The sequence below is a fragment of the Streptomyces cylindrosporus genome, assembly GCF_022698165.1.
Lineage (GTDB): Bacteria > Actinomycetota > Actinomycetes > Streptomycetales > Streptomycetaceae > Streptomyces > Streptomyces cylindrosporus.
Genome location: NZ_JALDAY010000007.1, coordinates 280,675 through 306,319, shown reverse-complemented (window position 1 = coordinate 306,319; position 25,645 = coordinate 280,675). Strand labels below are relative to the sequence as shown.

Below are 25,645 nucleotides of genomic sequence, written 5' to 3'. Positions count from 1 at the left end.
TTCCTAGTGGGGTGTCGGGAGCAGGGCCGGGGCGTCCGCGTCGGTGCCCTGGCCCGTGCGGAAGTACGGCGACCTGCGCACCCAGCGGGCCCACGCGGCGGCCACGAAGCCGGACGCGATCATCGCCAGGGGGGTGAGCAGCAGGAACCAGCCGTTGTCCGCGCGGAGTTCGAGATGGTCGGTGGAGGTGTAGAAGGACCAGCCGAGATAGCCGCCGAGGCCGAGCAGGGCGAGAGCGCTCAGCGTGGGCAGCACCACGGCCCGTACTCCCTGGCGCCAGTCCTCGCGCAGCAGCGAGCGGAAGCGCACGGCCGCCGCGAGCGCCGTCAGCGCGTACGACAGGGCGACCACGATGCCCACCGCGCTCACCGTCGCCATGATCATGTCCGCGAGCCGGGGGATCACCAGGGCCAGTGCGGCGACCGCCACCGCCAGCGCGCCGATCAGCAGCGTCCCCGAGGCCGGGGTGCCGTACCGGGGGCTGACTTTGGCCCACACCGGCCCGAGCGTACGGTCCCGGCTCATCGCGAACATCGCCCGGGCCGTCGGGATCACCCCGGCCTGCAGCGAGGCCACGGCCGAGAACATCAGCGCCACGAGCGGCAGCACGGCCAGCGGCTCGGCGGCGAGCCGGTCCCCGAAGTACGCCAGCCCCTCGGCGCCGTGCCCGGCCAACTCGCCCTCCGACAGCACCCGTTGGAAGGCGATCGAGCCGAGCAGGAACAGCCCCAGCATGGTGAGCAGGGTGATGAACCCGGCGCGGGAGGCGTCCCGCGGCTCGCGCACCTCCTCGTTGATGCTGAACGCGGCCTCGAAGCCCCAGTAGCAGAACACCGACAGCAGCATGCCCTGGGCCAGCGCCGACGCCGACGGGATCGCGAACGGGTCGAACCAGCTCAGGCTGAAGGCGTGCGGGCCGTGCACGATGCCGTAGCCGCAGAAGCCGAGCAGCACGACGTACTCGAAGACCAGCAGCCCCGTCTGCAGCCTGGCGGCGGTGCGGATGCCCGTGACGGCGGTGAGGGTGACCGCGACCAGCACCACGATGCCGACGGCGGTGGTCTGCGCGGTGGATCCCGGGTCCAGGTCGAGCCCGGCCACGCGGTGCAGCCCGGCCTTCCCGGCCAGCTGGATCAGCGCCGAGCCGGTGACCGCGGTGGTGTACGCCAGGAAGGCCACCGTTGCCACGATGTTCACCCAGCCGACCATGAAGCCGAGCCAGGGGCTGAGCGAACGGCCCACCCACACATAGCCGTTGCCCGCGTTCGGCTCCACCTTGTTCAGCCGCGAGAAGGCGCCCGCGATGCCCAGCACCGGCAGGAACGCCAGCAGCATGATCGCCGGCAGATGGAGGCCGACCACACCGGCCGTGACACCCAGCCCGATGCCGATGCTGGTGGTCGCGGCCGTGCTGGACGCGGCGATGGCGACGCCGTCGAGGACGCCGAGGGACTTGCGCAGCGCGGGCCGCGCCGGAGGGTCTGCGCCGAAGGGCTGGTCGGACATGGGCGGGTCTCCGCTCGCACCAGGGGGCCTGGTCGGCCCCGGTGAACGGACATGAAACTGCCCGGGGACTTAACAGGTCAACGGTGTTGTCATAAGGTGCGGGCACCGGCGTCGGCCCCAGGGAGGCAGTCCATGAGCGAGCGCGTCGTCCCGCCCGCCGCCCGGCGGCGCAGGCGCCCCACCAAGCAGGGCGTGGTCCTGTCCGAGGAACTGATCGTCGAGACCGCCCTGCGGCTGATCGAGGAGCACGGCGCCGACGCCCTGTCCGTGCGCCGCCTCGGCCGCGCCCTGGGCGCCGACCCCAGTTCCCTCTACCGGTACTTCCGGCACACCGACGACCTGATGCTGGCCATCGCGGACGAACTCATCGGCCGCACGATGCGCACCTGGCGACCCACCGGCGACTGGGTCGCCGACCTGCGCGACCTCGGCCTGCGCATGCACGCAGGGGCTCTCGCGCACCCCCGGGCGGCGGTGCTGAGTTCCTACCGGGTGACCGGGCGGGCGTACGAGATCCAGGCCGTCGAGACCATCCTGGGGGTGCTGCGCGGGGCCGGTTTCCCCGACGCCGAGGCGGTGCGCGTCTATCACGCCTTCGTCGACCAGGCCCTCGCCTTCGGCGCCCTGGACGGGGCGAGCGCCGCGATGCCGAGGCCTGCCCAGGAGGCGGAGGACGACGTGTGGCGGGCGACCTACGCCCGGCTGCCCGCCGACACCCATCCGCACATCGCCGCGACCGCCCGCCATCTGGTCGCGGACATGCGGCGCACCTCCTATCCGGCCGCCCTGGACCTGCTGCTCAGCGCGGCGCGTGCACGGCTGGTCGCGGACTGAAACGGCCGGAGCTGGATATCCGGGAGGTGCGGGCGCGCGGCACGACCGTGCCGCCCCCGGACCGTTCGGAGGAGACATGCCAGTGGTGGAAGCGGGCTTCGTGGTGCTGGACTGCGCCGAGCCCGAGAAACTCGCCGTGTTCTACAAGGAGTTCATGGACGCCGAGGAGACCGACGCGTCCGCCAACCGCGTGGAGATCAGGGGCGCCGACGGCACCCGGCTGGCCTTCCGCCGCGATGTGAACGCCACGCCGCCGAGCTGGCCGCGCCCCGAGAACTCCCTCCAGGCGCACCTGGAGTTCGTCGTGACGGATCTGGACGAGGCGGAGCGCAAGGTGGTGGAGCTCGGCGGGCGTCCGCTGGAGACCAAGGACGCGTCCGGGCCGTTCGAGACGCGCGGCTACGCGGACCCGGCGGGCCACTCCTTCACCCTGCGCCGCGTCACCCCGACGGCGCCCAAGCAGGGCTGAGCCCCGGCGTCAGTCCCGGCCGCCCTTGTCGTCGGCCGGCCAGACGCCGGTCGAGCGCTCGATGGCCTTCGCGCCGCCGCGGTCCACGGCACTGCGCACCACGGCGAAGATCGCCCCCTGGACCGCGGCGGCCAGCAGGATCTCCCCCCAGCCACGGTCCCGGTCCAGCGCGTCGGGGGCGTCCTCCTCGTGCCGTATCGCCATCCAGGTCTTGCGGAAGGCGAGCCCCGCCACCGCCCCGCTCAGCCATCCCATGGCGAAGCCGAGCGGCTTGTAGGCGAGGGGCAGCTTCAGCTTCTTCCCGCTCTTCTTGTTCTTGGCCACGTGCGCCTCCTTCGTTGTCATGGACGCCCCTGCGGGGGCACCGCCTCGCCCGCGGGCACGGGCCCCGGCGGTGTCCCGTCGCCGAACGGCCGCCCGCCCAGCTCCTCCCGGTGGTGGGGTGCGAGCCAGCCGGACAGGTCGGGTCCCAGGGGCACGATCCGGGTCGGATTGATGCCGGTGTGGACCTGGTGGTAGTGCCGTTTGATGTGGTCGAAGTCGACGGTGTCACCGAAGCCGGGCGTCTGGTAGAGGTCACGGGTGTACGCCCACAGCACCGGGTTCTCCGCCAGCTTCCAGCGGTTGCACTTGAAGTGGCCGTGGTAGACGGCGTCGAAGCGGACCAGGGTGGTGAACAGCCGGATGTCCGCCTCGGTGATCGTGTCGCCGACGAGATAGCGCTGCCGGGCCAGGCGCGGTTCGAGCAGCTCCAGGCGCCGGAAGACACCGGCGCAGGCGGCCTCGTACTCCTCCTGGCCGGTGGCGAAACCCGCCCGGTAGACACCGTTGTTGACGTCCTCGTAGACGTCGGCCATCACTGTGTCGATCTCGTCGCGCAGCTCGCGCGGGTACAGGTCGGGGGCACCGTCGCGGTGCAGCGCGGTCCACTCGGTGGCGAGGTCGAGCGTCAGCTGCTGGTAGTCGTTGGTGACCAGCTTCCCGCTCGGGACGTCGACGATCGCCGGGACGCTGACCCCGCCCGGGTAGCCGGTCTCCCGCCTGTCGTAGGCCTCGGCGAGGTAGCGGATGCCGAGCACCGGGTCGCGGCCGTCCGGGTCGAGGGTGAAGCGCCAGCTGCGGTCGTCCTGGATCGGGTCGGCGATCGCCATCGACAGAGCGCCCTCCAGGCCGAGCAGCCGCCGTGAGATCACCGCCCGGCTCGCCCACGGACAGGCCCGGCTGACGATCAGCCGGTAGCGGTCCGCCGCCACCGGCCAGCCGTCCCGGCCGTCCGCGGTGATCCGGTCCGTGAAGTGGCTCTTGGACCGCTTGAACGCCTTCCTGCCGTACGTGTCGTTGCCCCCGCCGCCCATGGTGCCTCCCTGCGAAGTGCTCTTCTGACTGCCGCGTTCCCCGAATTCCGTCGTCCGCACGGTGTGAGCCGATCCGAGCGGGGCAGTCGGCGAAGGTGAGCGGGACAACCTCAGACAAGCATGCGAAGAAGAAGGCGGACCGGCGCACCAGGGTCACCGTGCTGGTGGCCCTCACCGCCAACCTGGTGATCGCGGTGGCCAAGGCAGTCGGCGGTCTGCTCGCCGGCTCCCCGGCCCTGCTGTCGGAGGCCGCGCACTCGGTGGCCGACAGCCTCAACGAAGTCTTCCTGCTGGCCGCGCTGCGCCGCAGCCGCCGCCCCGCCGACAAACGGCATCCCTTCGGCTACGGCAAGGAGCGCTTCTTCTGGTCGTTGCTCGCGGCCGTCGGGATCTTCGTCATGGGCGGCTGCTTCTCCTTCTTCCAGGGCTTCGAGGCGCTGCGCAACGGCGCCGAGGAGAAGCTCAGCGGCTATGTGGCCGGTCTGATCGTGCTGGGCGTCGCCTTCGTCGCCGAGGGCGTCTCGCTGCTGCGGGCCCTGCACCAGGTGCGCCGGCAGGGCGGCAAGGGGGGCCTGCGCGACCCGGCGCTGCGCACGGTGGTCGCCGAGGACGGCACCGCGGTGCTCGGCGTCACGGTGGCCGCCGTCGGCATGGTCCTGCACATGGTCACCGGGCAGGTGGTCTGGGAGGCGTCGGCCTCGCTCGCGATCGGAGCGCTGCTCGTCTACGTCGCCTACACCCTGGGCCGGGAGGCCCGCGACCAGCTGATCGGCCAGGCCGCCGACGCCGAGGCGGCCGACCGGATCCGGGACCTGCTCGCCGAGCAGCCCGAGATCGACAGCGTGGAGGCGCTGTTCACCATGAAGACGGGCCTCGACACGGCCCTGGTGGCCGCCCGCGTCGACCTGATGCCCGGCCTGGACAGCGAACGGGTCGAGGAGGTCGCCGTCCGCATCAAGCGGACCGTCTCCGAGACCGTCCCCGAGGCGGACCAGATCTTCCTCGACATCACCGACCGGCCGGCCGGCGAGGCACGGGAAAGCCCCGCCGCGACGGGGGAACGCGGCGGGGCCTGACGCACGGCTTCCCGGCACCAACGGGTTCATGCACCCGCGCCGGAAGATTTTTCCCGGCTCACTCGCCCCCGGCGACCGGCTCCAGCACGAAGACCGGGATCTCCCGGTCCGTCTTCTTCTGGTAGTCGGCGTACGGGGGATAGGCCGCGACGGCACGCTCCCACCACTCGGCCTTCTCCGCGCCGGTGACCTCACGGGCCCTCATGTCCTGCTTCACCGGCCCGTCCTGGAGCTCGACCCGCGGATCCCCCTTGACGTTGTGGTACCAGACCGGGTGCTTGGGCGCCCCGCCCTGCGAGGCCACCACCGCGTAGCTGCCCTCGTGCTCGACCCGCATCAGCGGTGTCTTGCGGATCTTGCCGCTCTTCGCACCGCGGGTCGTGAGCACGATGACCGGCATTCCCGTGTCCATCAGGGTCGTCCCCTTGGTCCCACCGGAGCTCTCGTACAGCTCCACCTGGTCACGCACCCACTGCGTCGGGCTCGGTTCGTACTCGCCCTCAAGAGGCATGGCATCCGTCCCATCGTCGAGTCGTACGGCTGATCGCTTCCACTCAACACCGAACCGGACGCGTTTCATCCGCCACCCGCCACCCGGCCCGCACATATCGCGCCAGATTCACCCGGAACCGGGCGGGTCCGGCCGCCGGTCCGGCGGCCGTTCCGGTGCGTGAGCGAGCATCCCCGGCCAGATCGGCCGCACCACCGATCTGGCCGAACTTCTCGGTGCCCTATAGATGCCTCGGGCATCTAATGAAGATCTGCACGACGCACCCTTCGTCTGCGAGGTCTCCCATGACGGAAACGGAACCCGTCGCCTTCCCCCAGGACCGGACCTGCCCCTATCACCCGCCCACCGCCTACGACCCGCTGCGCGCCGCCCGCCCGCTGGCCCGGATCACGCTGTACGACGGCCGTCCGGCCTGGCTGGTGACCGGTCATGCCCTCGCCCGCGAACTGCTCGCCGACCAGCGCCTGTCGACCGACCGCACCCACCCCGACTTCCCCTCGCCCACCGAGCGGTTCTCCGCGGTCAAGAACCGGAGGGTTGCCATGCTCGGCGTCGACGACCCGAAGCACCGCACCCAGCGGCGGATGATGGTGCCCAGCTTCACCCTCCGACGAGCCCAGGAACTGCGCCCGCGGATCCAGCGGATCGTCGACGAACGCATCGACGCGATGGTCGCGCAGGGGCCGCCCGCCGAGCTGGTGAACGCCTTCGCACTGCCCGTGCCCTCCATGGTGATCTGCGCCCTGCTCGGCGTCCCCTACGCCGACCACGACTTCTTCGAGGCGCAGTCCCGCCGCCTGCTGCGCGGCCCGGCGGTCGAGGACGTGCAGGACGCGCGCAATCAACTCGACGCCTACTTCGAGGAGTTGATCGACCGCAAGCAGAAGCAGCCGGAGCCCGGCGAGGGCGTGCTCGACGAACTCGTCCACCAGCAGCTGCGCGAAGGGGTCATCGACCGTCAGGAGGTGGTCTCGTTCGCGACCATCCTGCTGGTCGCCGGCCATGAGACGACCGCCAACATGATCTCCCTCGGCACCTTCACCCTCCTCCAGCACCCGGAGAAACTCGCCGAGCTGCGCGCCGACCCGGAGCTGCTGCCCGCCGCGGTCGAGGAGCTGATGCGCATGCTGTCCATCGCCGACGGGCTGCTGCGCCGGGCCACCGAGGACATCGAGGCCGGCGGCACGACGATCCGCGCGGGCGACGGGGTGGTCTTCTCCACCTCGGTCATCAACCGCGACCAGGACGTCTACGCCGAACCCGACGCCATCGACTGGCACCGGCCGGCCCGCCACCATGTCGCGTTCGGCTTCGGCATCCACCAGTGCCTCGGCCAGAACCTGGCCCGCGCCGAGATGGAGATCGCCCTGCGCACCCTCTTCCACCGCCTGCCGGAGCTGCGCCTGGCCGCGCCGGCCGACGAGATCCCCTTCAAACCCGGCGACACGATCCAGGGGATGCTGGAACTCCCCGTGACCTGGTAAGAGGGTCGAGGCATGCACACCGACACGCGTATCGAGATCGACAAGGACGTCTGCATCGGCGCCGGGCAGTGCGCCCTGGCCGCCCCGAACGTCTTCACCCAGGACGACGACGGGTTCAGCACGCTGCTGCCGGGCCGCGAGGACGGCGGCGGCGACCCGATGGTGCGGGAGGCGGCCCGGGCCTGCCCGGTGGGGGCCATCACCGTGTCGGAGGGCTGACGGTCAGCGGGTCATGAGCGTCCGGGCCGCCTCGCGCGCCACACGGGCGGGCTCGGTGCTCCCGGTGATGCCGGCGGTGACCATCGCGCCCTCGGCGAGCAGGAACAGCTGCCCGGCCACGGTGCCGGGCAGCCCCGCGTCCGCCACCAGCCCGGCGAGATAGTCCCGCAACGCCTGCTTGTGCGCCCGTACCTGGGCCGCCACCCGGGCCGAGGTCGCCCCGAGCTCGCCGTACGAATTTATCCAGGCGCACCCCCGGAAGCCGTCCTCGCCGAACCACCCCTCCAGCCACTCGAAGACCGCGAGGATCCGCTCCCCGGGGTCCTCGCGCCGCGCCACGAACTCGGCGAGCCGCCCACGCCAGCGCACGTCGCGCCGCTCCAGGTAGGCCTCCACCAGCTGCTCCTTGGCCGGGAACAACTGGTAGAGCCGCTTGAGCGAGACCCCCGACGCGCCGCGGATGTCGTCCATGCCGACGGACTGGATGCCCCGCCCGTAGAACAGCTCCTCGGCGGCGTCCAGCGCCTGCTCCCGCGCGGCTGCGCTGTCCATGACGGCCATGCGTACGACCTCTCCTTGACGTGAGAACGAGCGTTCTCCTACGGTAGCAGTCAAGTGGAGAACGTACGTTCTCCGCTGCTTCCGAGCCGAGGAGGACCCATGACCGCCGACCGCCCGCCCCTGCCCCCGTTCACCAGGGAGACCGCCGCCCAGAAGGTGCAGGCCGCCGAGGACGCCTGGAACACCCGCGACCCGCACAAGGTGGCGCTCGCCTACTCCGAGGACTCGGTGTGGCGCAACCGCTCCACCTTCGTCACCGGCCGCGCGGAGATCGTCGAACTGCTGACCGCCAAGTGGGCACGCGAGCAGGAGTACGCGCTGCGCAAGGACCTGTGGGCGTTCGACGGCAACCGCATCGCGGTCCGTTTCCAGTACGAGTGCCGGGACGCCGACGGCCAGTGGTGGCGCTCGTACGGCAACGAGCTGTGGGAGTTCGACGAGCACGGCCTGATGACTCGCCGGGAGGCCAGCATCAACGACGTGCCGATCGAGGAGAAGGAGCGCCGGATCCACGGACCGAGGCCGGAAGCCGAGCGCGGGCAGTCCTTCCCCCTCGCCTAGGGTGCCCGCCCCCCTCGCATAAGGTGCCCGGATGACCGAACAGGCCGGGAAACCCTTCCTCTACGTCGTCGTCTGCGCCGCCGGGATCGCCGCGGAGGTCGGCGAGCTGATCACCGCCGCGCACGAGCGGGACTGGGAGGTCGGCGTGATAGCGACACCGGTGGCGATGAACGGCTTCTTCGACACGGACGCCGTGCACACCCAGACCGGCCGCCCCATACGCTCGGCCTGGCGCACCCCCGGGGACCCGCGCCCCTTCCCGCCGCCGGACGCGGTCGTCGTCGCGCCGGCCACCTTCAACACCGTCAACAAGTGGGCAGCGGGCCTCGCCGACACCCTCGCCGTCGCCACCCTCTGCGAGACGTACGGCCTGGGCGTCCCGGTCGCCGTACTCCCGTGCGTGGCCGACGCGTTGGCGGCCCACCCCGCGTACCGGGAGAGCATGGTCCGGCTGCGCGGGATGGGTGTGCGGTTCGGGGAGCCGTACTCCGGCGAGGCGGGGGAGGACGGGATCCGGCCGGAGTTCGGCTGGGAGCGGGCGCTCGATCTGCTCTAGGGCCTGTCCGGCGGATCAGGTCGCAGGAAAGCAGCGGTGACTCATCGGTGCCGGTGAGCGGGGTCTGGTGCGTCGAGCTGCAAGGCGGAGGAGGGAGTCGACGCGGAGCGTCGGCGACCGACGACAACGCCGCAGATCGGCGTGCCAGATCCCGCGTCTGCGACATGATCCGCCGGACAGGCCCTAGGCGCAGCCGACGGTCGGTCCCGCCAGCATGCCGCCCGTGTAGAGCGCCTGCCCCTGCGGCATCCAGTACCCCAGCTTCGACACGACCGTGGAGCACGAGTCCTTCACCACCGCCCGTACGACGACGGTCGCGGGGTGCCCCGGCTGGAGGTCGGTGAGGGCGCAGTCGAGGGCGTGCGTCTGACGGGTCGTGGCCGGGTAACGGCCGATGAGCGGGTTCACGCAGCGCGGGTCGTCCGTGGTCAGCTCCACTCCGGAGCCCTCCTCGCCGATCAGTCCGAAGCGCGCGCTGCCGTCGCCCTGTTCGCTGTCGCGGTGGATCTGGTACGTCAGTGTGGTCGCCGAGCCGCGTCGCAGGGTGCCGTGGTCGACCTCGATGCGGTGCGTGGCCGGCGGCTTGGGCGAGGTCAAGGTCAGCTTGGCGTGCACGGTGCCGTGCAGGTCCAGGCCGGCGGGCACGGACCGCACCCGGACCTCGGCCTCCACGTCGTACGTCCCCGGACCGGGGTACTCGCCCGACCCCGGCAGCCGTCCCGAGGCGACCACCTCGCCGTCCCGCCGCGCGGTCCACGTGCCCGAGGTGAGACAGGCGAGCCCGTCGGCCGACCCGAGCCGGCGGCAGGTCGCGGGCGCCGACACGGCCATGACCGGGCTGCCGCTGCCCGCGCAGAGACTCACGGAGCCCTTCTGCCCGTAGGCGCCTCGCAGAACTCCCGCCGCAGCACACATGGTTGACGGCCCATCAGCTGCCGGTGTCGGTGCCGGCGCTGATGCCGGGGCGGGGCTGCCCCACGCGGGGGTGATCAGGGCGAGCGGCAGCACCGTCGCCCCGAGCAGCGTCCTGAGCGTCGTCCTCGGCACCGGATTCCTCCCGTGGACCCACGACCGGCCGACCGCCGGTCACCTGCGCCGAGAATGCGGGACCCACCCGACCCCCCGACCACTCCCACGCCGGACGATCACCTACGGGCAGCAACGCGGAACACCCGACCGGCTCCAGCGGGGCGGCTTGCCGAGTGCCGGGGGGGCGCGGTGGCCGGGCGTGCCGTGCCGGGGGCCGTGGTGGCCCGGCATGCCGTGTGCCGAAGGGTCGCCGTAGCCCGACATGCTCAGTGCCCGAGGTCCCTGTGGCCCGGAACGCTCACTGCCCGAGGATCTCAGCGGCCCCCATGCCCGGTGCCCGAGGGCTCCCGTGGCCCCACAGCTCAGTCCCCCGAGGCCCCCGCGGCCGGCAGGCTAGCCCCCGACGCCCCGCGGCCGACCCGCTCACTGCCCGAGGCCCCCGAGGCCCCCGCGGCCCGGAACGCCCCCCACCCCGAGGGCTCCCGGCGGCCGGACCCCCTCAATGTCCGAGCGTCTCCCGCAGTTCCGGTGCCAGGAGGTCGCCGTGTGCCCGTACGAGGTCGTCGCACAGGTCCCAGATTCGTTCCACCGGCAGCGTGGCCGCCGTTGCCGGGTCGGTCATCGCCGCGTGGCGGATGTGGCGCGGGTCGCCGTCCGTGGCCGCGCGGACCACCAGGTCGGTGACGGAGACGTACGCCCGGTTGAGGGCCGCGCACTGTGGCGGGAGCGGGCCGACGCGGGTCGGCTGGACGCCCAACGCGTCGGTCAGGCAGGGGACTTCGACCACCGAGTCGGCGGGGAGGTTGTCGATCAGGCCATGGTTCGGGACGTTGCCGTACACCGTGCGGGGCGTGCCCGTGGCGATCGAGTGGATGATCTGCGGGGCGTATTCCAGCGTGCCCTCCACGGGCAGGGGGCGGCCCGCCGCCAGGGCCTCGCGGGTGCGCTCGTAGCTCGCCGCGTTCTCCTCGATGGTGTCCAGATAGGCGCCGACCGGCAGCCGCAGGCGTTCGATCTCGCTGTCGTGGCGCAGATACCAGGGCACGTACTCGGAGGAGTGCTCGCTCGTCTCGGTCGGGTAGTGGCCGAGCCTGCGGTACATGTCCACCCGGACCCGGCGCAGCAGGCCCGGGTCGCGGGCGATCGCCTTGTCCAGCAGCGGGTACAGATCCTCGCCCGCCCGCTCGAAACGCAGCACCCAGGCCTGGTGATTCACGCCGGCCGCGAGGTAGGAGACCTCCTCGAACGGCACGTCCACCAGGGCGGACAGGTCGTGCATCGTCCAGTGCACCGAGTGGCACAGGCCGGTGACCTTAAGCCGCGGGGCGATGCGGCTCAGGTAGAGGACGTTCATCGCCATCGGGTTGGTGTAGTTCAACAGGTGGGCGTCCGGACAGAGTTCGGCCATGTCCTCGGCGATGCCCCTCAGTACCGGGAAGGTGCGCAGTGCCCGGAAGATACCGCCGATGCCGAGGGTGTCGCCGATGGTCTGGCGCAGCCCGTAGCGGGCCGGGACCGCGAAGTCGGTGCGGGTGGCCGCGTCCATGCCGACCTGGACGATGTTGACGACGAAGTCGGCGTCCGCCAGTGCCGCCCGCCGGTCGAGGTGCCCGGAGATCACCGGCTTCACCCCGCGTACGTCCGCGATGTGGCGGGCGGCGCCCTCCGCCGTGGCCAGCCGCTCCGGGTCGACGTCGTGCAACGCGACATGCACGTCGGCGAGTTCGGGGAAGGCGAACAGGTCGGCCAGCAGGCCCTGCGTGAACACCACGCTGCCCGCCCCCACGAAGGCGATCTTCATCAAGTCCCTTTCGGCTCGGTGGCGGCACACGCTTCGTCCCACGTCGGCTGTGCCGCCGTACCCCCGTGGGCGCGCGTCGACAGTGAGCCGCATGCGACGGCCACGGCCAGGGACGCGCGCAGATCCAGTCCGCGCAGCCGCGCGGCGACGAAACCGGCGTCGAAGCTGTCGCCCGCGCCGACGGAGTCGACCGGCTCGACCGGGAGGGCGGGGACGCGCACCGACTCCGTGCCGGCACGGGCCAGGGCACCCCGCGCCCCGTCCTTGACGACGACCGTCGGGCCCAGCCGGGCCAACGCCCCTGCCGCGTCGGCCGGTTGGTCCTCCCCGGACAGGGCGCGGGCCTCCGCCGCGTTCGGCAGCAGTACGTCGGTCACCTTCAGGACCGGGTTCAGTAGGGCGCGGTCCCAGCGGCCGGCCGGATCGTCGTTGGTGTCCAGCGAGGTGCTCGCCCCGTGCGCGCGGGCCTCGGCGAAGAGCTCGGCCAGTGAGCGTGCGAGGCGTGGCATCAGGAAGAAGGAGGCGGAGTGGACGTGCCGGGCGGAGGAAAGGAGCTCGGCCGGAACGTCCTCGGGGCCAGTGGCCGCCAGACAGCCCGGCGAGGTGAGGATCGCCCGGTCGCCGTCGGCTGTGGTCACAATCGCCGTGAGGGGAGTGGGGAGTTGGGGGTCCACGACGAGGTGGCTCGTGTCGACGCCCCGCGCCACCAGCGCCTGCCGGACGAACGCCCCCGCCGGATCGTCCCCCACCCGCCCAGCGAACGCGACCCGCAGCCCGAGCCGCGCTGCCCCGCACGCCATGATCGCCGCTGACCCGCCGAGCACCAACCGGCCGTGCTCCACGAGCTGTTCACGCTGCCCGAAGGCGAGAGCGCCCGCCACCGGCCCGACCACCACATCGGGATTGACGTCCCCGATCACCAGCAGGTCGTACGGCATTCCGCTCACCCCTTGATCCCGCTCGACGTGAGCGCCTGCACGAACGTCTTCTGCGCCAGCAGGAACGCGACCAGCACCGGCAGCACCGTGATGACGTTGCCCGCCATCACCGCCGACCACTTGGTGTGGTGCAGCCCCTGGAAGGTCGTCAGGCCCAGCTGGAGCGTGTACCGGGTGTCGTGGTTGATGGCGATCAGCGGCCAGGTCAGGTCGTTCCAGGTGGTCAGGAAGGTCAGCACGGCGACCGTGGCGAGTGCGGGGCGGGACAGCGGCAGCACGATCGAGAACAGCACCCGCAGCCGCGAACACCCGTCGATCCAGGCCGCCTCCTCCATCTCCCGCGGCAGCGACAGGAAGAACTGCCGGAAGAGGAACACCGCGAACGGCGTCACCAGTGACGGCAGGATCAGCGCGCCCAGCGTGTCGATCAGCCCGAGCCACTTCATCACCAGGAAGGTCGGGATCATCGTCAGCTGGAACGGCACGACCATCGTCGCCAGCATCAGCCCGAGCATCAGCCGCGAGCCGCCGAACCGCATCCGGGCGAAGGCATAGCCGCCGAGCGCCCCCAGCAGCAGGTTCGACAGCACCGCCACCGAGGCGACGATCAGCGAGTTCCCGAACCAGCGCGGGAAGAGCGCGTTGCCCAGCATGTACCGGTAGCCGTCCAGATGGATGCCCTTGGGCCACAGCGCCGGCGGGAACCGGTTGATCTCGGCGTCCGACATCACCGAGCTCAGCACCAGCCACACGAACGGCACCGCGAACGCCAGCGCGATCGGCGCGAGCAGCAGATGCCAGCCGAGGCCCGACCTGCGCGCGTTCATCGGACGGCTCCTTCCGTACGGCCCCGCCGGCGGCGTACGACCCGCAGCGCGCCGCCCGCCACCAGCAGCGCCACCGCGAGGACGTAGGCCGCGGCCGCCCCGTACCCGGCGGTGAACATCTGGAAGGCCTGCTGCCAGACGAAGTAGACGACGACCGTCGTCGAGCCGAGCGGCCCGCCCTTCGTCGTCACATAGATCAGGTCGAACACCTGCAGCGCGGTGATGCACTCCCACAGCAGCAGGAACACGGTGACCGGCGTCAGCGCGGGCAGCGTGACATGGCGCAGCACCTGCCGCCGGTTCGCGCCGTCCAGGCGGGCGGACTCGACGAGTTCGGGCGGCACGTCCTGGAGCGCGGCGAGATAGACGACCACGCAGAAGCCGACGCCGCTCCACAGGGAGATCAGCACCAGCAGATACAGGGCCTGCCCGGGGTCGGTCAGGAAGCCCTGCGAGGAGATCCCGAGATGGTGCAGGAGCGCGTTGGCCACGCCGAACTCCGGGTCGAGGATGAAGGAGAACAGCACGCCCTGCGCGGTCGCCGACACCACGAACGGGATGAACACCAGCGTCCGGTACAGGCCGATGAAGCGGATCTTGCGGTCGAGCGCGAGGGCCAGGGCGAGCCCGCCGACCAGGCTGAGCGGCACGTACAGAGCGGTGTAGAGGAGCGTGTTGCCCACCGCCGTACGGAAGTTGGGGTCCTGCGCGAGAGCGCGGTAGTTGTCGAGACCGACCCAGCGGCTCGGCGTCACCAGGTCGTCCGCGCGGAAGGACAGCAGCAGGGACCAGACGACCGGGACCACGCTCAGGCCGAGGATCACCACGACGGAGGGGCCGATGAAGGCCCAGGCGGTGGCCCGTTCCCGGCGGGCCCGGCGACGGGCGGCCCGGCGGGCCGCGACGGGGACCTCCACCGCGGCCTGCGGCGGGAGGGTGAGGGCGCGGGGCAGTGTGGACATGACGGTCTCCCGTACCGGGGAAGTCACCTGGGGATCCGCAGGGCCGCGTCGGCCTTGCCGGCGCACCTGCGCAGGGCGTGTGCGGGGGAGTCCTGGGCGAGCAGGACGGACACGATCGCCTCGCCGAGCGGCTGGGAGATCTGCGGGTACGCGGGGTGCACGGGCCGCACCCGGGCCGAGCTCAGCGAGTCGGTGAACACGTCGAGGCCGGTGGTGCCGGCGCTGTACCGCCGCCAGCCGGGCAGTTTCGCGGCCGTCGTGGTCAACGGCAGACTGCCCGCCGAGGCGTCCCAGCGCACGTCCTGGGCGGGCTCGGTCATCCAGCGCACGAACTCCACGGCCGCCCGCGAGCGGGCCGAGCCGTTGTCGAACACCGTCCAGGTGTCCGGCCCCGAGATGGTGACCGGCCGCCCGCTGTACGTCGGCAGAGGTACGACGCCGTAGTCGATCCTCGCCTCGACGATGTCCGGGAGCTTCCAGGGCCCGGTGCCGACCATGCCGATACGGCCGCTCTGGAAGGCCTGGTACATCTGTTCGCCGCCCGGCTTCGGGTCGACGTACACACTCTTGTCGGTGGCGAGCCGGGCGAGGGTCCCGAGCGCCCGTACACCCTCGTCGGCGAAGCCGATGTGCTTGCCGTCGGGGGCGACGACATCGCCGCCGAGGTCCCAGATCATCGGCCACAGCCGCCACACCGTGTCCTCGTCGCCGGTGCCGGGCCAGCCGGCGCCGAAGACGCCGTGGCCGGGGTCGGTCAACGCCTTCGCCGTGGCGGCGAATTCGTTCCAGGACCAGCCCGCCTCCGGGAAGGGCACACCGGCCCGGCGGAACAGCTTCCGGTTGTAGACGACGGCGAGCGAGTCGAGCAGCGCGGGCGCCGCCCGGACCCGGCCGTTGACGGTGACCGCGTCCCGCACCGGCTTCCAGTAGGTGTTCCACGGCGTCGGTCCGTCGTGCAGCGCGTCGGTCAGGTCGACCACGCGCGGGCTGCGCGCGATGTTCGCCAGGTCCGAGCCGAAGATGTACGCGACGTCCGGGTACGAACCGGCGGCGAGCGCCGCGGTCACCTTCTGCAGCATCGCGTCGGAGATCACCCCGCCGCCGCCCGAGTCGACCCGGATCGTCGGATGCGTGCGGTTGAACTCGGCGACCAGCGCCTCCACCGCCTTGCGCGCCGTGTCGGCCTGCCCGTGCCACAGCTCCACGGTCACCCGGCCGTCGGCACCCACCCCGCCCGAGGCGCCGCCCGCGCAGCCGCTCACCGCGGCGGCCGAGGCCGCGCCGAGCAGCAGCCGACGGCGTGAGATTCCGAGAGCGCCGACGGTCGTCCCGGGACCTCCGACGCGGTAGACACCCTTGACGGGCATGTCCGCTCCATCAATCGCGGGTACGACCCCGCCTCGGACCGGGTGTCCGGTCGGTCCTGGCGACTTTGGCCGGGCTTGGAATTCGTCCGCTACCGGCTGGGCGCACCTCTGAGTGCCCCGCTGCGCGCGGCGGCACGTGTCCAGGATGAAAGCGCCGGGCGCCCTCCGCCGTCAAGAGGGGGCCGGGAAAGCGGAGCCCGGGGCGGGGAACCACGTACCCTCCGAACTGGTACCCCACCCCGAAGGCAGGAGCAGCAACGATGCAGTACGTGAAGCTCGGTTCGACGGGCCTGGACGTGTCGCGGATCTGTCTGGGTTGCATGACCTACGGCCTCCCGGACCGGGGCGTGCACGAGTGGACCCTCGACGCGGAGGCGACCCGTCCGCTCATCCGGCAGGCGCTGGAGGCCGGGATCAACTTCTTCGACACCGCCAACGTCTACTCCGACGGCACCAGCGAGGAGATCGTCGGCAAGGCGCTGCGCGACTTCGCGAACCGCGACGAGATCGTGCTCGCGACCAAGGTGCACGGGCGGACGCGGCCCGGACCCAACGGAGCGGGCCTGTCCCGCAAGACGATCCTCGCCGAGATCGACCACAGCCTCAGCCGCCTCGGCACCGACTACGTCGACCTCTACCAGATCCACCGCTTCGACCCGCACACCCCGGTCGAGGAGACCATGGAGGCCCTGCACGACCTGGTGAAGGCGGGCAAGGTCCGCTACATCGGGGCGAGTTCGATGTACGCCTGGCAGTTCTCGAAGATGCAGTACACCGCCGAGCGGCACGGCTGGACCAAGTTCGTGTCCATGCAGAACCACTACAACCTGCTCTACCGCGAGGAGGAGCGCGAGATGCTGCCGCTCTGCGCCGACCAGGGTGTCAGCGCGCTGCCCTGGAGCCCGCTGGCCCGCGGCCGGCTCACCCGGGACTGGGGGACGGTGACCGAGCGCAGCGCCAACGACAACTTCGGCAGCCGCCTCTACCCGGAGGGCGACCGCACGATCGTCGAGGCGGTCACCCGCATCGCGAACGACCGCGCCGTGCCGCGCGCCCAGGTGGCCCTCGCCTGGCTCCTCCACCAGGACACGGTGGCGGCACCGATCGTCGGCGCCGCCAAGCCGCACCACATCGAGGACGCGACGGCCGCGGTCGAACTGGAGCTGAGCGACAAGGAGATCGAGGAGTTGGAGCAGCCGTACACTCCACACCCGATCGTCGGCCACAGCTGAGCGGTCCCAGGTCAGCTCCGGTCGGACAGCGCCGCCAAGGGGCGCGGGGAACTGCGCGACCAGCCACAACGGCGCCGCAGCCGACCCACTACCCATCGCCGCACAACCAGCGGAGCGCCTAGTGCGGTCCGTGCGGTGCGAACTCCGTGCCGCACGGACCGGCACCCTCGCTCTCCGACAGCACGACACGGTCGCCGCTCATCGTGAGGGTCCGGTAGTAGACGCCGATGCGCTCCGCCGACCGCCCCACGTAGTGCCCGATGAAGGACCGGCGGAACCGGTCGGCCGAGCGGTTGGGCCCCGAGCCGTGCACCAGGCTGCCGTTGAAGAACAGCACGTCCCCCGGCGCCATGTCGACCGGCACGGCCGCGAGCCCCGGCGGCGGGGGCACGTACTCCCGCGCGAAGGACACCCGCTCGTCCGCCTCCTCCGGGCAGAACACGTCCATGCGGTGCGTCCCCGGCACGACCTCCAGGCCGCCGTTCTCCCGGTCGATCACGTCGCAGGCCACCCAGGCCGCCACACAGGTGCCCGGCTCGACCCGCAGATAGAAGTTGTCCTGGTGCAGCGCCTGCCCCCGCGCCCCCGGCGGCTTGAAGTAGAACATGCTCTGCGCGGCCAGCACCTCCTCACCGAGCAGCGCTTCCAGGGCACTTCGCAGCCGCGCGTCGAGCAGCACGCCCCGGGCCCGGTCGTTGATCTCGTGCGGATGCATCACCCGCGGATACGCGGCGAGCGGGTCCGCCGACTCGCGCGGCCGGAAGTGCCCCGGCACCGGCCCGGCCGCGTGCAGCGCCGCGAACTCCGCGCGGAGGCGCTCGATCTCGTCGTACCCGAACAGTCCGCGTACGACGGTGAAGCCGTCCTCCCGGAACTGCCTCAGCCCGCTCGGCGTCAGGATGGGGGCGCCGGCGGCGTCGTTGTCCGTGACTGTCATGCTTCCACTCCTCGGTCGGGTTCCCACACCCGGAACGCTAGGCCGACGCCCGCCACAGGAGGATGCCCGTGAACGCTGACGGATTGCCCGTGGCTGCTGCGCCGCCACCCGGCCTGGTGGTGATCGGCCGCTACGACGAGCTGCCGGGCTACGGCATCAACCGGCCCGGCGGCGCCGACAGCTGGCTGTTCATCTGGACCACGGGCGGAAGCGGCCGGGTGCGCCAGGGCGCCGCACAGGCGCGGGCCGGCGCCGGGGACCTGGTGGCGCTCGCCCCGGGCGTCCGCCACCAGTACGCGGTCCAACCCGGCGCCCCCAACTGGCAGTTCTGGTGGGCGCACTGCCAGGCCCGCCCCTCCTGGACACCCTGGCTGCGCCCGTACGACACCGGCGACGGCCTCTACGTCGTCACGCCGACCCCCACCGCGCTGCACGGCCGGATCGAGGCGGCCTTCCGGCGGATGCTCGCCGACGCCCGCTGGACCGGCACCGAACCACCGCCCGCGACCACCGTCCCCGCGGACGACCGGCTCGCCGTGGCGCACGGCACGGCCGCCCGCGAACTCGCCCTGTCCTCGCTGGAGGAGGTCGTCCTGCTCACGGCCGCCACCGCACGTCCTCCGGCACCCGCACCTGGCGTGGACGCCCGGGTGCGCCGGGCCGAGGCGCTGATCGCCGCCGACCCGGGGGCCCCGCACACGGTCCGCTCGCTCGCCGAGAGCGTCTCCCTTTCGCCGTCCCGCCTCGCCCACCTGTTCACCCGGCAGCTCGGCCAGTCCCCGATGCGGGTCCTGCGCGAGGCCCGGCTGCGACACGCCGCGCGTCTCCTGGAGAGCACCGACCTGCCGGTGGACCGGGTGGCGGCCGCTTCCGGATTCGCCAGCCCGTTCCACTTCAACCGTGTCTTCCGCACGCGCTACGGCGTGCCACCCGGCATGTACCGGACAAGCGGCTCAATGGTTGGGACGTGATGTGGTGCGGCCGGTGCGAACGATGCCTTGTGTGGTGGGAGAGGTTGTTCAATGGTTGAGCGCCGAGTCGCCATGCGGACGGCTGAATACCCGTTCCCAAATGGCCCGCCGATAGCCGGACATCGCCGGGCGACAGGATTGACGATTCGTCAATATCTCGTGTCGCGCACGGAATGCACAAAACCGCGAGATCTCTTGTTAGGCCTCCCTGACCTGTGCAAAGGTGTGGCCTGTCGGCGCACAGGCACTACATATTCACCCTGTGCGCACGAGGCGCCTCCCGTTCGTCCGCATGCTTCAAAAGAGCTGCCCCAGGCGGGCGTTCGAGACGCCGAACCCCGTACGAGCGGACCTCGTCGCCTTGTCGGCGGGTCCCCATACCGGTTGGTATGGACTTTATGCCGCATGGCCCCGAGAGGAATGCAGCCGTGAGAGACACCGGCCTGTCGAATTCCCCCACGCCTGCCCGCCGGTTCGACGTGACGGACGAGCAACTGAGCGCCGAACTCAGGAAGTGGACGGGAACGACGCCCGCGCTGCAACCCGTCGGGGAACTCCTCGACCGGCACTGGGAAGCCGCGTTCACCTATGCCCGGCTGTGCACCGACGGCGCCCCTTCCGCGGGAATGCTCACGACGGCCGCGTTCACCCGGCTCTTCGGGGAGACCCTGCGGCAGAACGGGCCGACCTCCGCCTGGCGGCCCAGGCTCCTGGTCACCGTGCGCCGGATCGCGGCCGAGTGGGACAGCGACCACCGGCGCGAACACCTCCACCCCGCGCTGCGCTCCGGCGCCGAGGACGGGCAGCGGGTCGCGGCCCGGCTGCTCCCGCCGGCCGACCGGCGCCTGATGTCCGGGGCCTTCCAGCGGCTGCCCCAGTCGGCCCGCTGCCTGCTGTGGCACGTGGAGGTCGAGGCCGAACCGCTGGAGATACCCGGCGGACTGCTCGGCCTGGACGTCGAGGACGCGCGCGTCGAACTGGGGCGGGCCCGCGAGCGGCTGCGCGAGGAGTGCCTCCAGGTCCACCGCGAGCTCGCCCCCGAGCAGGAGTGCCGCCGCTATCTGCGGATGCTGGACGTCACCTACCGGCGCGGCGGAGTCGCCATCGACCCCGACCTCGCCGCCCATCTCGCCGGGTGCAGGCACTGCAGCCACACCGCCGACCAGCTGGCCCAGTTCAACCAGGGGCTCGGCGTCGCGCTGGCCGAGGCGGTGCTCGGCTGGGGCGCCCAGGCCTATGTGGAGTCGCGGCTCGCCGGACCGGTGGAGGGCATCTCCCGGCCGCTGCCCGCGGAGGTGCAGCCCCCGGTGATGGCGGGCGAGCCGTTCACCACGCCGGGCGTGCCCATGGCCCCCGTCGGCCCCCCGCCCGGCACGGCTCCCAGACCCGAGGGCCGTCCCGGCTCCCGCCGCGCGGACCGCGGCCGGACCGGTTCCCGCCCCTCGCCCGAGAGCACGACCGGCTCGCACCGCTCGGCCCAGAAGGCCGCCCGGCGCGCCGCGGCCCGCCGCCGCAACCTCACCGCGGCCGTCCTCACGGTGAGCGGACTCGTGGTCCTGCCGCTGGTCCTGTGGACGGTCATCGGCTCCGGCGACGGCACCCCGTCGGCCGACGGTGGCCAGGCCTCGCCGACGCCGACCCCGTCCAAGAGCACCGTGGCCGGCGACCCGTCCTGGATCAGCGCGAGCGAGGCCGCCGAGGGTGACGTACAGGGCCGGCTGCACAATGTCGACTCCGGGCTGTGCGTGGCCGTCGTCGGCAACAAGGCAGTCAAGGGCGCGGAGGCCGAACTCGCCTCCTGCTCCGCGGTGACGAGCCAGCAGTGGTCGTACGAGACCGACGGCCGCCTGCGCAGCGTCGCCGACCCCGACCTGTGCCTGGACTCCCACCTCGGCTACTCGGTGCAGCTCGCCCCGTGCGCGGCCGCCGTGCAGAAGAACATCCGCTACGACTTCACGCTCCAGGGCACGGTCGTCCCGCGCTGGGACCAGGACCTGGCCCTGAGCCCCGCCGCCACCGACGGCTCGGGCGCCCTGGTGGTCAAGAACCGCGACGGCAGCGACGCCCAGCGCTGGGTCTTCGACACGGCCAAGGCCGATCTGCAGATGCAGGTCGTCAACTGGGACGCGGACACCACCCCGGCCCCGACGCCCACGGTCAAGAAGGCCACGCCGACACCGTCGAAGACGCCGACCCCCACGCCCACGGCGACGCCGACCACGGCTTCCCCGACACCGTCGAACCCGTACGGCACGACGAACCCCTACTGCTACTACAACCCGGCCTACTGCGGGGGCTGGGGCGGCGGATACGGCGGCGGTGGCTACGGCGGCGGCGGTCACCACCACTGACCCGCCCCGCCCGGTCAGACCCCGACGGCCTGGAGCGACAGCCACAGCGCCGCCACGGACGCCAGCAGCGCGGCCGGGGTGGCGAGCAGCCCGAGCCGGGTGAACTCGCCGAGGTCAGCGTCCTGACCGTGCCGGTGCACGATCCGCCGCCACAGCAGCGTCGCGAGCGATCCGGCGTACGTCAGGTTCGGGCCGATGTTCACCCCGAGCAGCACCGCGAGCACGGCACCCGGCCCGGCCGCGGCCGTCAGCGGCAGCAGGACCAGCACTGCGGGCAGGTTGTTGATCAGGTTCGCCAGTACGGCGGCCAGCGCGGCGATGCCGAGCAGCGCGAGCAGCCCCGAGCCCGAGGGCAGCACCCGGTCGAGGGCGTCGGCGAGCCCGTTGTCGACCACGGCCCGCACCACGATGCCGAGGGCGAGCACGAAGGCCAGGAACGCCGGCGCCGAGGCCCGCACCACCGACACCGGCGTGGCCTTGCGCCGCACCAGCGCACGCCCGGCCAGCACCAGGGCGCCCGCGGTGGCCACCCACACCGGCTCGACGCCGACCGCGGAGGCCACCACGAACCCGGCCAGTGTGCAGCCCACGGTGATCAGCGCGAACAGGGGTAGCTCGGGCGTCTCGCCGGGTTCGGGGGAGTGGTCGCGGGCGCTGAGGTCCTCGTCGAAGAACCGCCGGAAGACCAGGTACTCGGCGCCGATCGCGACCAGCCAGGGCAGGGCCATCAGGGCCGCGAACCGGGTGAAGCTCAGCCCGCTGGTCTCGAAGGCGAGGAGGTTCGTCAGGTTGGAGACCGGCAGCAGCAGCGAGGCCGTGTTGGACAGGTGCGCGCACGCGTACAGGTGAGGTTTCGCGCGCACGCCGGCGCGGGCGGCGGTGGCGATCACCACCGGCGTCAGCAGCACCACCGTGGCGTCCAGGCTGAGCACCGCGGTGATCGCCGAGGCCAGCACGAACACCGAGGTCAGCAGGCGTGTCGGAGACCCGGCCGCGCGCCGGGCCATCCACGCCCCGCACGCCTGGAACAGTCCGTCCACGTCACAGAAGTGGGCGATCACCAGCACCGCCGCCAGGAAGCCGACCACGGGCCCGAGCCGCGCGGCCTCCTCGCGGGCGTGGTCCAGCGTGATCGCCCCGGTGACGATCACGAGCCCCGCCGCCGGGACGGCCACCACCGCCTCCGGCAGGCCTTTGGGGCGCAGCACGGCGAAGGCGAGGACGGCGACGAGCAGGACGGCGGACAGGGTCTCGGCGAGCGGGGTGTTCAGGGCTGGGTCCTTCGAAGCGGTTCGGGGTGGCAGCCCTCAATGAAAACAGGTCGAGGTAAGAGGTCTGCCCCGCCCCCGCCCGCTCAGGCCCCGGTGCCGGGGCTGAAGACGGTCAGGAAGACCGACGACGAGTTCCCGGAGACCGGCACCGGGCCGCCGGTCCACTTCACCTTGAGCGAGTCCCGCTCGTCCGGCGGCGTCACCAGCAGCGTCGTCGGCGTTTCGGCGTGGGCACCGCTCACCTCGGGGTTCGAGAACGTCAGTCCGGCCCACGCGCTCTGCCCCGGGTCCAGCGAGACGGTCCCCGGAGTGCCCGAGGAGCGCTTGGGATCCGGCCCCAGCTGCTTGCCGGAGGCATCCGTGAACGCGGCGCCGGGATAGCCGCGCACGGTGCAGGTGTGGGACGCCTTGTTGGTCAGGACGATCGGGAAGTTCTCCTGCCCGGCGCCGGGGTTGTTGCGGCCGACCGTCGCGCTGAGCTGGAAGGTGTGGCACCGGGTGCTCGCGCTCCCGGAGGCCGACACCGCCCCGGACGGGGTGGTGGTCCCGCTGCCCGAGGCGGTGTCGGAGCCCGACGACGGCGCGGTCGGCGAGGCGCTGTCCGATCCGGTCGTGGTTCCGTCGGTGGCGGGGGCGGCCGTGCCCGGCAGGGTGCTCGGCGAGCTCGCCGTGCCGTCGCCGCTGCCACAGGCGGTCAGCAGGCCCAGCACCGCGACCGCGCTCGCGAGCAGGGCCGCCCGGCGGACGGAGGGGGACTTCTTCGTCATGGTCCTCAACACTCCCGGATGTTCCACGCACACGCCCGGCGTGTGCGTACGGCGCTCTGTGCCCCGTCATACATGTCCGATGCCCGCCGGGGCGGAAAAGTTCGCGAGTGTTGCGCGTCAGCCACCGAGACGTACGGAACCGAGGACGCGGTCGGCCGAGGGCCCCTTGCCGCTCTCGCGGATCTGCACGTACACCCGTGTCCGTCCGCTGCCGCCCGCCGGAGCCAGCGCGGCCTCCGTGACCGAACCTCCGCCGCCCGGACAGCCGCTCCAGGTGCGCACCCTGCCGTGCCAGGCCGGGCCGGTGTAGGCGCGGGCGCCGTCGTAGTGACAGCCGGAGTGGGTCAGGCCGTTCACGGCGGCCGTGAGATCACCGCGCTCGCTCAGGCCCACGAACACGCCGTTCACGTCGGCCCCCAGGTCCTGCCACTTCGCCAGGTCGTCCGCGACCGCGAACCCCGGCTCGTGCCCGGCGGGCAGTCCGAGCGCCCGCGGATCCCAGCCCGAGTCGCGCAGCTGGCGGTCCCAGGCGGCGGGCACCTCGGCCGTGACCCGGCCGCCGCCGTCCGCGACCCTCACCTGTGAAGCCGGAGCCGACCGGTGCAGCAGCGCCGGAGTCACACCGGCTGCGGCGGCCGCCACGACCACACCGGACAGGGCGAAGACCCTCCGACGGCGCCGGGGGCGTACACCGGAGGCGAGGCGCTCCAGCTCCTCCGCGAAGGCCCGCGCGCTCGGCCAGCGGCGTTCGCGGTCCGGTTGCAGCGCCCGCATCAGGGCCCGCCGGACCGCCGGGTCCAGCCCCGGCCGCAGCCGGTCGGGCCGCGCCACCCTGCCCGGCTCACCCGGCACCGCACCCGTGAGGAGGTGATAGCCGACCGCGCCCAGGCTGTACACGTCGGCCCGCGCGTCGATCCCCGCACCCGCCTCCGCCTGCTCGGGCGGCCGGTAGCCCGCCGAGCCCGCGGCCTGGGTCAGACCGGACGCCTGCGCCAGGCTCTTCGCCAGCCCCAGATCCGCCAGCAGCACCCGCGAGCCGCCCTCGGCCAGCAGGACGTTGGTCGGCTTGATGTCCCGGTGCACGATCCCCGCCTCGTGCAGCGCGGCAGCCCCCCGGGCGGCCGCCGCCGTCAGCCGCAGCGCCTGCGGCACGGGCAGCGGACCGGCGGCGAGCAGCTCGGCGAGGGTGCCGCCGTCGGCGTACTCCATCACGAAGTACGGCCTGCCGTCCGGCAGTTCACCGATGTCGTAGACCTGCACCACCCGCTCCGAACCGGCCTGCCGCAGCATGCGCGCCTCGGCCAGGAAGCGTTCGCGGACGTCGAGCCGGTGGGACCAGTTGTCGGCGAGGACCTTCACCGCGACCGGTGCCTCGAGCACGTCGTCGTGGGCCAGCCAGACCGTGCCGAACGCGCCCGCGCCCAGGCGCCGCTCCAGGCGGTAGCGCCCGATCCGCTCGACGGAGTGCATACGACTATCATGCCTGGCCGTGGACCGACCCCGAGCACAGCACCTCCTCCCGCCGACCGAGGACCTGGCCCGCGCCGCGGCGGCCGGCGACGGCGCCGCGCTGGAGGAACTCCTGCAGACGATCCGGCCCGAGGTGCTGCGGCGCTGCGGGCGGTTCCTGCCCTGCCGGGAGGACGCCGAGGAGGCCGCGCAGGACGTCCTGCTCCAACTCGCCCGGAAGATCGGCACCTTCGAGGGCCGCAGCCGCTTCAGCACCTGGCTGCACACGGTCGTCGCCAACTGCTGCCGGCAGAAGTACCGGGAGCTGAAACGGCGGGCCGCCGAGCAGCCCGTCCCGGTCGCCGACGACCGGCAGGCCGACCCGCGCACCACCAGCGTGATCGCCGGCTCCCGCCTCGACCTGCTCGAAGCCCTGGAGCGGCTGGAGCGCGAACGCCCGCACCTGGTCGAGCCGTTGGTGTACCGGGACATCTGCCGGCTCGACTACGCCGAGGCCGCCGAGCGGGCCGGCATTCCGCTGGGCACCTTCAAGTCGCGGCTGCACGAGGCGCGCCGGCAGGTCAGGCCGTGGCTCGCGGACGGGTCCTGAG

General features: G+C 72.3%; 26 protein-coding genes. 11 read left to right on the top strand and 15 right to left on the bottom strand.

Annotated features, from left to right (window positions below):
- Positions 1-3 precede the first annotated feature (3 nt).
- The gene (locus MQP27_RS24030; protein ID WP_242767432.1) at positions 4-1,506 is read right to left on the bottom strand and encodes an APC family permease; all 1,503 of its coding nucleotides are present in this window, start codon (positions 1,504-1,506) and stop codon (positions 4-6) included.
- A gap of 132 nt (positions 1,507-1,638) precedes the next feature.
- Between MQP27_RS24030 and MQP27_RS24025 the strand changes: the two genes are divergently transcribed.
- The gene (locus tag MQP27_RS24025) at positions 1,639-2,340 is read left to right on the top strand and encodes a TetR/AcrR family transcriptional regulator (protein ID WP_242767431.1); all 702 of its coding nucleotides are present in this window, start codon (positions 1,639-1,641) and stop codon (positions 2,338-2,340) included.
- Between the two features lie 76 nt (positions 2,341-2,416).
- Positions 2,417-2,809, top strand: a complete 393-nt coding sequence (locus tag MQP27_RS24020) for a VOC family protein (RefSeq protein WP_242767430.1) — start codon at positions 2,417-2,419, stop codon at positions 2,807-2,809.
- 9 nt (positions 2,810-2,818) lie between these two features.
- Here the strand turns inward: MQP27_RS24020 and MQP27_RS24015 are convergent, their stop codons facing one another.
- Positions 2,819-3,154 (bottom strand): DUF4235 domain-containing protein, encoded by a 336-nt coding sequence (locus MQP27_RS24015; protein WP_242767428.1) that lies wholly within the window; start codon positions 3,152-3,154, stop codon positions 2,819-2,821.
- On the bottom strand, positions 3,151-4,164 hold the full coding sequence (locus tag MQP27_RS24010; protein ID WP_242767426.1) for a glutathione S-transferase family protein: 1,014 nt from the start codon (positions 4,162-4,164) through the stop codon (positions 3,151-3,153). The genes MQP27_RS24015 and MQP27_RS24010 overlap by 4 nt, the downstream gene beginning before the upstream one ends.
- 95 nt (positions 4,165-4,259) lie before the next feature.
- On the opposite strand from MQP27_RS24010, the gene MQP27_RS24005 reads away from it, so the two are divergent.
- Entirely contained in the window at positions 4,260-5,240 is a 981-nt protein-coding gene (locus MQP27_RS24005; RefSeq protein WP_242767425.1) for a cation diffusion facilitator family transporter, read from the top strand.
- A 58-nt stretch (positions 5,241-5,298) separates the two neighbouring features.
- On the opposite strand, the gene MQP27_RS24000 is transcribed toward MQP27_RS24005, so the two are convergent.
- Complete coding sequence (locus MQP27_RS24000; RefSeq protein WP_242767424.1) at positions 5,299-5,751, bottom strand: nitroreductase family deazaflavin-dependent oxidoreductase; 453 nt, start codon at positions 5,749-5,751, stop codon at positions 5,299-5,301.
- Between the two features lie 284 nt (positions 5,752-6,035).
- Here MQP27_RS24000 and MQP27_RS23995 point away from each other — a divergent pair, with 284 nt between their 5' ends.
- A complete protein-coding gene (locus tag MQP27_RS23995) occupies positions 6,036-7,235 on the top strand; it encodes a cytochrome P450 (protein WP_242767423.1) in 1,200 nt (399 codons plus the stop codon).
- A 12-nt stretch (positions 7,236-7,247) separates the two neighbouring features.
- On the top strand, positions 7,248-7,454 hold the full coding sequence (locus MQP27_RS23990) for a ferredoxin (protein ID WP_242767422.1): 207 nt from the start codon (positions 7,248-7,250) through the stop codon (positions 7,452-7,454).
- 3 nt (positions 7,455-7,457) lie between these two features.
- On the opposite strand, the gene MQP27_RS23985 is transcribed toward MQP27_RS23990, so the two are convergent.
- Positions 7,458-8,006: a TetR/AcrR family transcriptional regulator gene (locus tag MQP27_RS23985; protein WP_242767804.1), complete on the bottom strand. Its 549-nt coding sequence runs from the start codon at positions 8,004-8,006 to the stop codon at positions 7,458-7,460.
- Between the two features lie 108 nt (positions 8,007-8,114).
- Here MQP27_RS23985 and MQP27_RS23980 point away from each other — a divergent pair, with 108 nt between their 5' ends.
- Positions 8,115-8,576: a nuclear transport factor 2 family protein gene (locus MQP27_RS23980; RefSeq protein ID WP_242767421.1), complete on the top strand. Its 462-nt coding sequence runs from the start codon at positions 8,115-8,117 to the stop codon at positions 8,574-8,576.
- A 31-nt stretch (positions 8,577-8,607) separates the two neighbouring features.
- On the top strand, positions 8,608-9,132 hold the full coding sequence (locus MQP27_RS23975) for a flavoprotein (protein ID WP_242767420.1): 525 nt from the start codon (positions 8,608-8,610) through the stop codon (positions 9,130-9,132).
- Positions 9,133-9,315: 183 nt separating this feature from the next.
- Here MQP27_RS23975 and MQP27_RS23970 read toward each other — a convergent pair whose 3' ends face one another.
- The 6 genes from MQP27_RS23970 to MQP27_RS23945 all read right to left on the bottom strand — a co-directional run bounded on the left by MQP27_RS23970 (position 9,316) and on the right by MQP27_RS23945 (position 16,056).
- Positions 9,316-9,996 (bottom strand): hypothetical protein, encoded by a 681-nt coding sequence (locus tag MQP27_RS23970; protein ID WP_242767418.1) that lies wholly within the window; start codon positions 9,994-9,996, stop codon positions 9,316-9,318.
- A 664-nt stretch (positions 9,997-10,660) separates the two neighbouring features.
- Positions 10,661-11,962 carry an alpha-glucosidase/alpha-galactosidase gene (locus MQP27_RS23965; protein ID WP_242767417.1) on the bottom strand — a complete coding sequence of 434 codons (1,302 nt, stop codon included), beginning with the start codon at positions 11,960-11,962 and terminating at the stop codon, positions 10,661-10,663.
- Positions 11,962-12,900, bottom strand: a complete 939-nt coding sequence (locus tag MQP27_RS23960) for a carbohydrate kinase family protein (RefSeq protein WP_242767416.1) — start codon at positions 12,898-12,900, stop codon at positions 11,962-11,964. Before MQP27_RS23960 ends, MQP27_RS23965 begins: the two co-directional genes overlap by 1 nt.
- A gap of 5 nt (positions 12,901-12,905) precedes the next feature.
- Positions 12,906-13,727, bottom strand: a complete 822-nt coding sequence (locus MQP27_RS23955; protein WP_242767415.1) for a carbohydrate ABC transporter permease — start codon at positions 13,725-13,727, stop codon at positions 12,906-12,908.
- The gene (locus MQP27_RS23950) at positions 13,724-14,689 is read right to left on the bottom strand and encodes a carbohydrate ABC transporter permease (RefSeq protein WP_242767413.1); all 966 of its coding nucleotides are present in this window, start codon (positions 14,687-14,689) and stop codon (positions 13,724-13,726) included. The genes MQP27_RS23955 and MQP27_RS23950 overlap by 4 nt, the downstream gene beginning before the upstream one ends.
- Positions 14,690-14,712: 23 nt before the next feature.
- Entirely contained in the window at positions 14,713-16,056 is a 1,344-nt protein-coding gene (locus tag MQP27_RS23945; RefSeq protein ID WP_242767412.1) for an ABC transporter substrate-binding protein, read from the bottom strand.
- 260 nt (positions 16,057-16,316) lie between these two features.
- Between MQP27_RS23945 and MQP27_RS23940 the strand changes: the two genes are divergently transcribed.
- Positions 16,317-17,288: an aldo/keto reductase gene (locus MQP27_RS23940; RefSeq protein WP_242767410.1), complete on the top strand. Its 972-nt coding sequence runs from the start codon at positions 16,317-16,319 to the stop codon at positions 17,286-17,288.
- 118 nt (positions 17,289-17,406) lie between these two features.
- On the opposite strand, the gene MQP27_RS23935 is transcribed toward MQP27_RS23940, so the two are convergent.
- Positions 17,407-18,225: a phytanoyl-CoA dioxygenase family protein gene (locus tag MQP27_RS23935; RefSeq protein WP_242767408.1), complete on the bottom strand. Its 819-nt coding sequence runs from the start codon at positions 18,223-18,225 to the stop codon at positions 17,407-17,409.
- A 62-nt stretch (positions 18,226-18,287) separates the two neighbouring features.
- Between MQP27_RS23935 and MQP27_RS23930 the strand changes: the two genes are divergently transcribed.
- A complete protein-coding gene (locus tag MQP27_RS23930; protein ID WP_242767406.1) occupies positions 18,288-19,196 on the top strand; it encodes a helix-turn-helix domain-containing protein in 909 nt (302 codons plus the stop codon).
- 428 nt (positions 19,197-19,624) lie between these two features.
- Positions 19,625-21,547: an RICIN domain-containing protein gene (locus MQP27_RS23925; RefSeq protein ID WP_242767405.1), complete on the top strand. Its 1,923-nt coding sequence runs from the start codon at positions 19,625-19,627 to the stop codon at positions 21,545-21,547.
- A gap of 14 nt (positions 21,548-21,561) precedes the next feature.
- Here the strand turns inward: MQP27_RS23925 and MQP27_RS23920 are convergent, their stop codons facing one another.
- The 3 genes from MQP27_RS23920 to MQP27_RS23910 all read right to left on the bottom strand — a co-directional run bounded on the left by MQP27_RS23920 (position 21,562) and on the right by MQP27_RS23910 (position 25,055).
- The gene (locus MQP27_RS23920; RefSeq protein WP_242767802.1) at positions 21,562-22,818 is read right to left on the bottom strand and encodes an SLC13 family permease; all 1,257 of its coding nucleotides are present in this window, start codon (positions 22,816-22,818) and stop codon (positions 21,562-21,564) included.
- A gap of 83 nt (positions 22,819-22,901) precedes the next feature.
- Positions 22,902-23,585, bottom strand: a complete 684-nt coding sequence (locus MQP27_RS23915) for a DUF4232 domain-containing protein (RefSeq protein ID WP_242767403.1) — start codon at positions 23,583-23,585, stop codon at positions 22,902-22,904.
- A gap of 117 nt (positions 23,586-23,702) precedes the next feature.
- Positions 23,703-25,055 carry a serine/threonine-protein kinase gene (locus MQP27_RS23910; RefSeq protein WP_242767402.1) on the bottom strand — a complete coding sequence of 451 codons (1,353 nt, stop codon included), beginning with the start codon at positions 25,053-25,055 and terminating at the stop codon, positions 23,703-23,705.
- A gap of 19 nt (positions 25,056-25,074) precedes the next feature.
- Between MQP27_RS23910 and MQP27_RS23905 the strand changes: the two genes are divergently transcribed.
- A complete protein-coding gene (locus MQP27_RS23905; RefSeq protein WP_242767401.1) occupies positions 25,075-25,644 on the top strand; it encodes an RNA polymerase sigma factor in 570 nt (189 codons plus the stop codon).
- Position 25,645 lies beyond the last annotated feature (1 nt).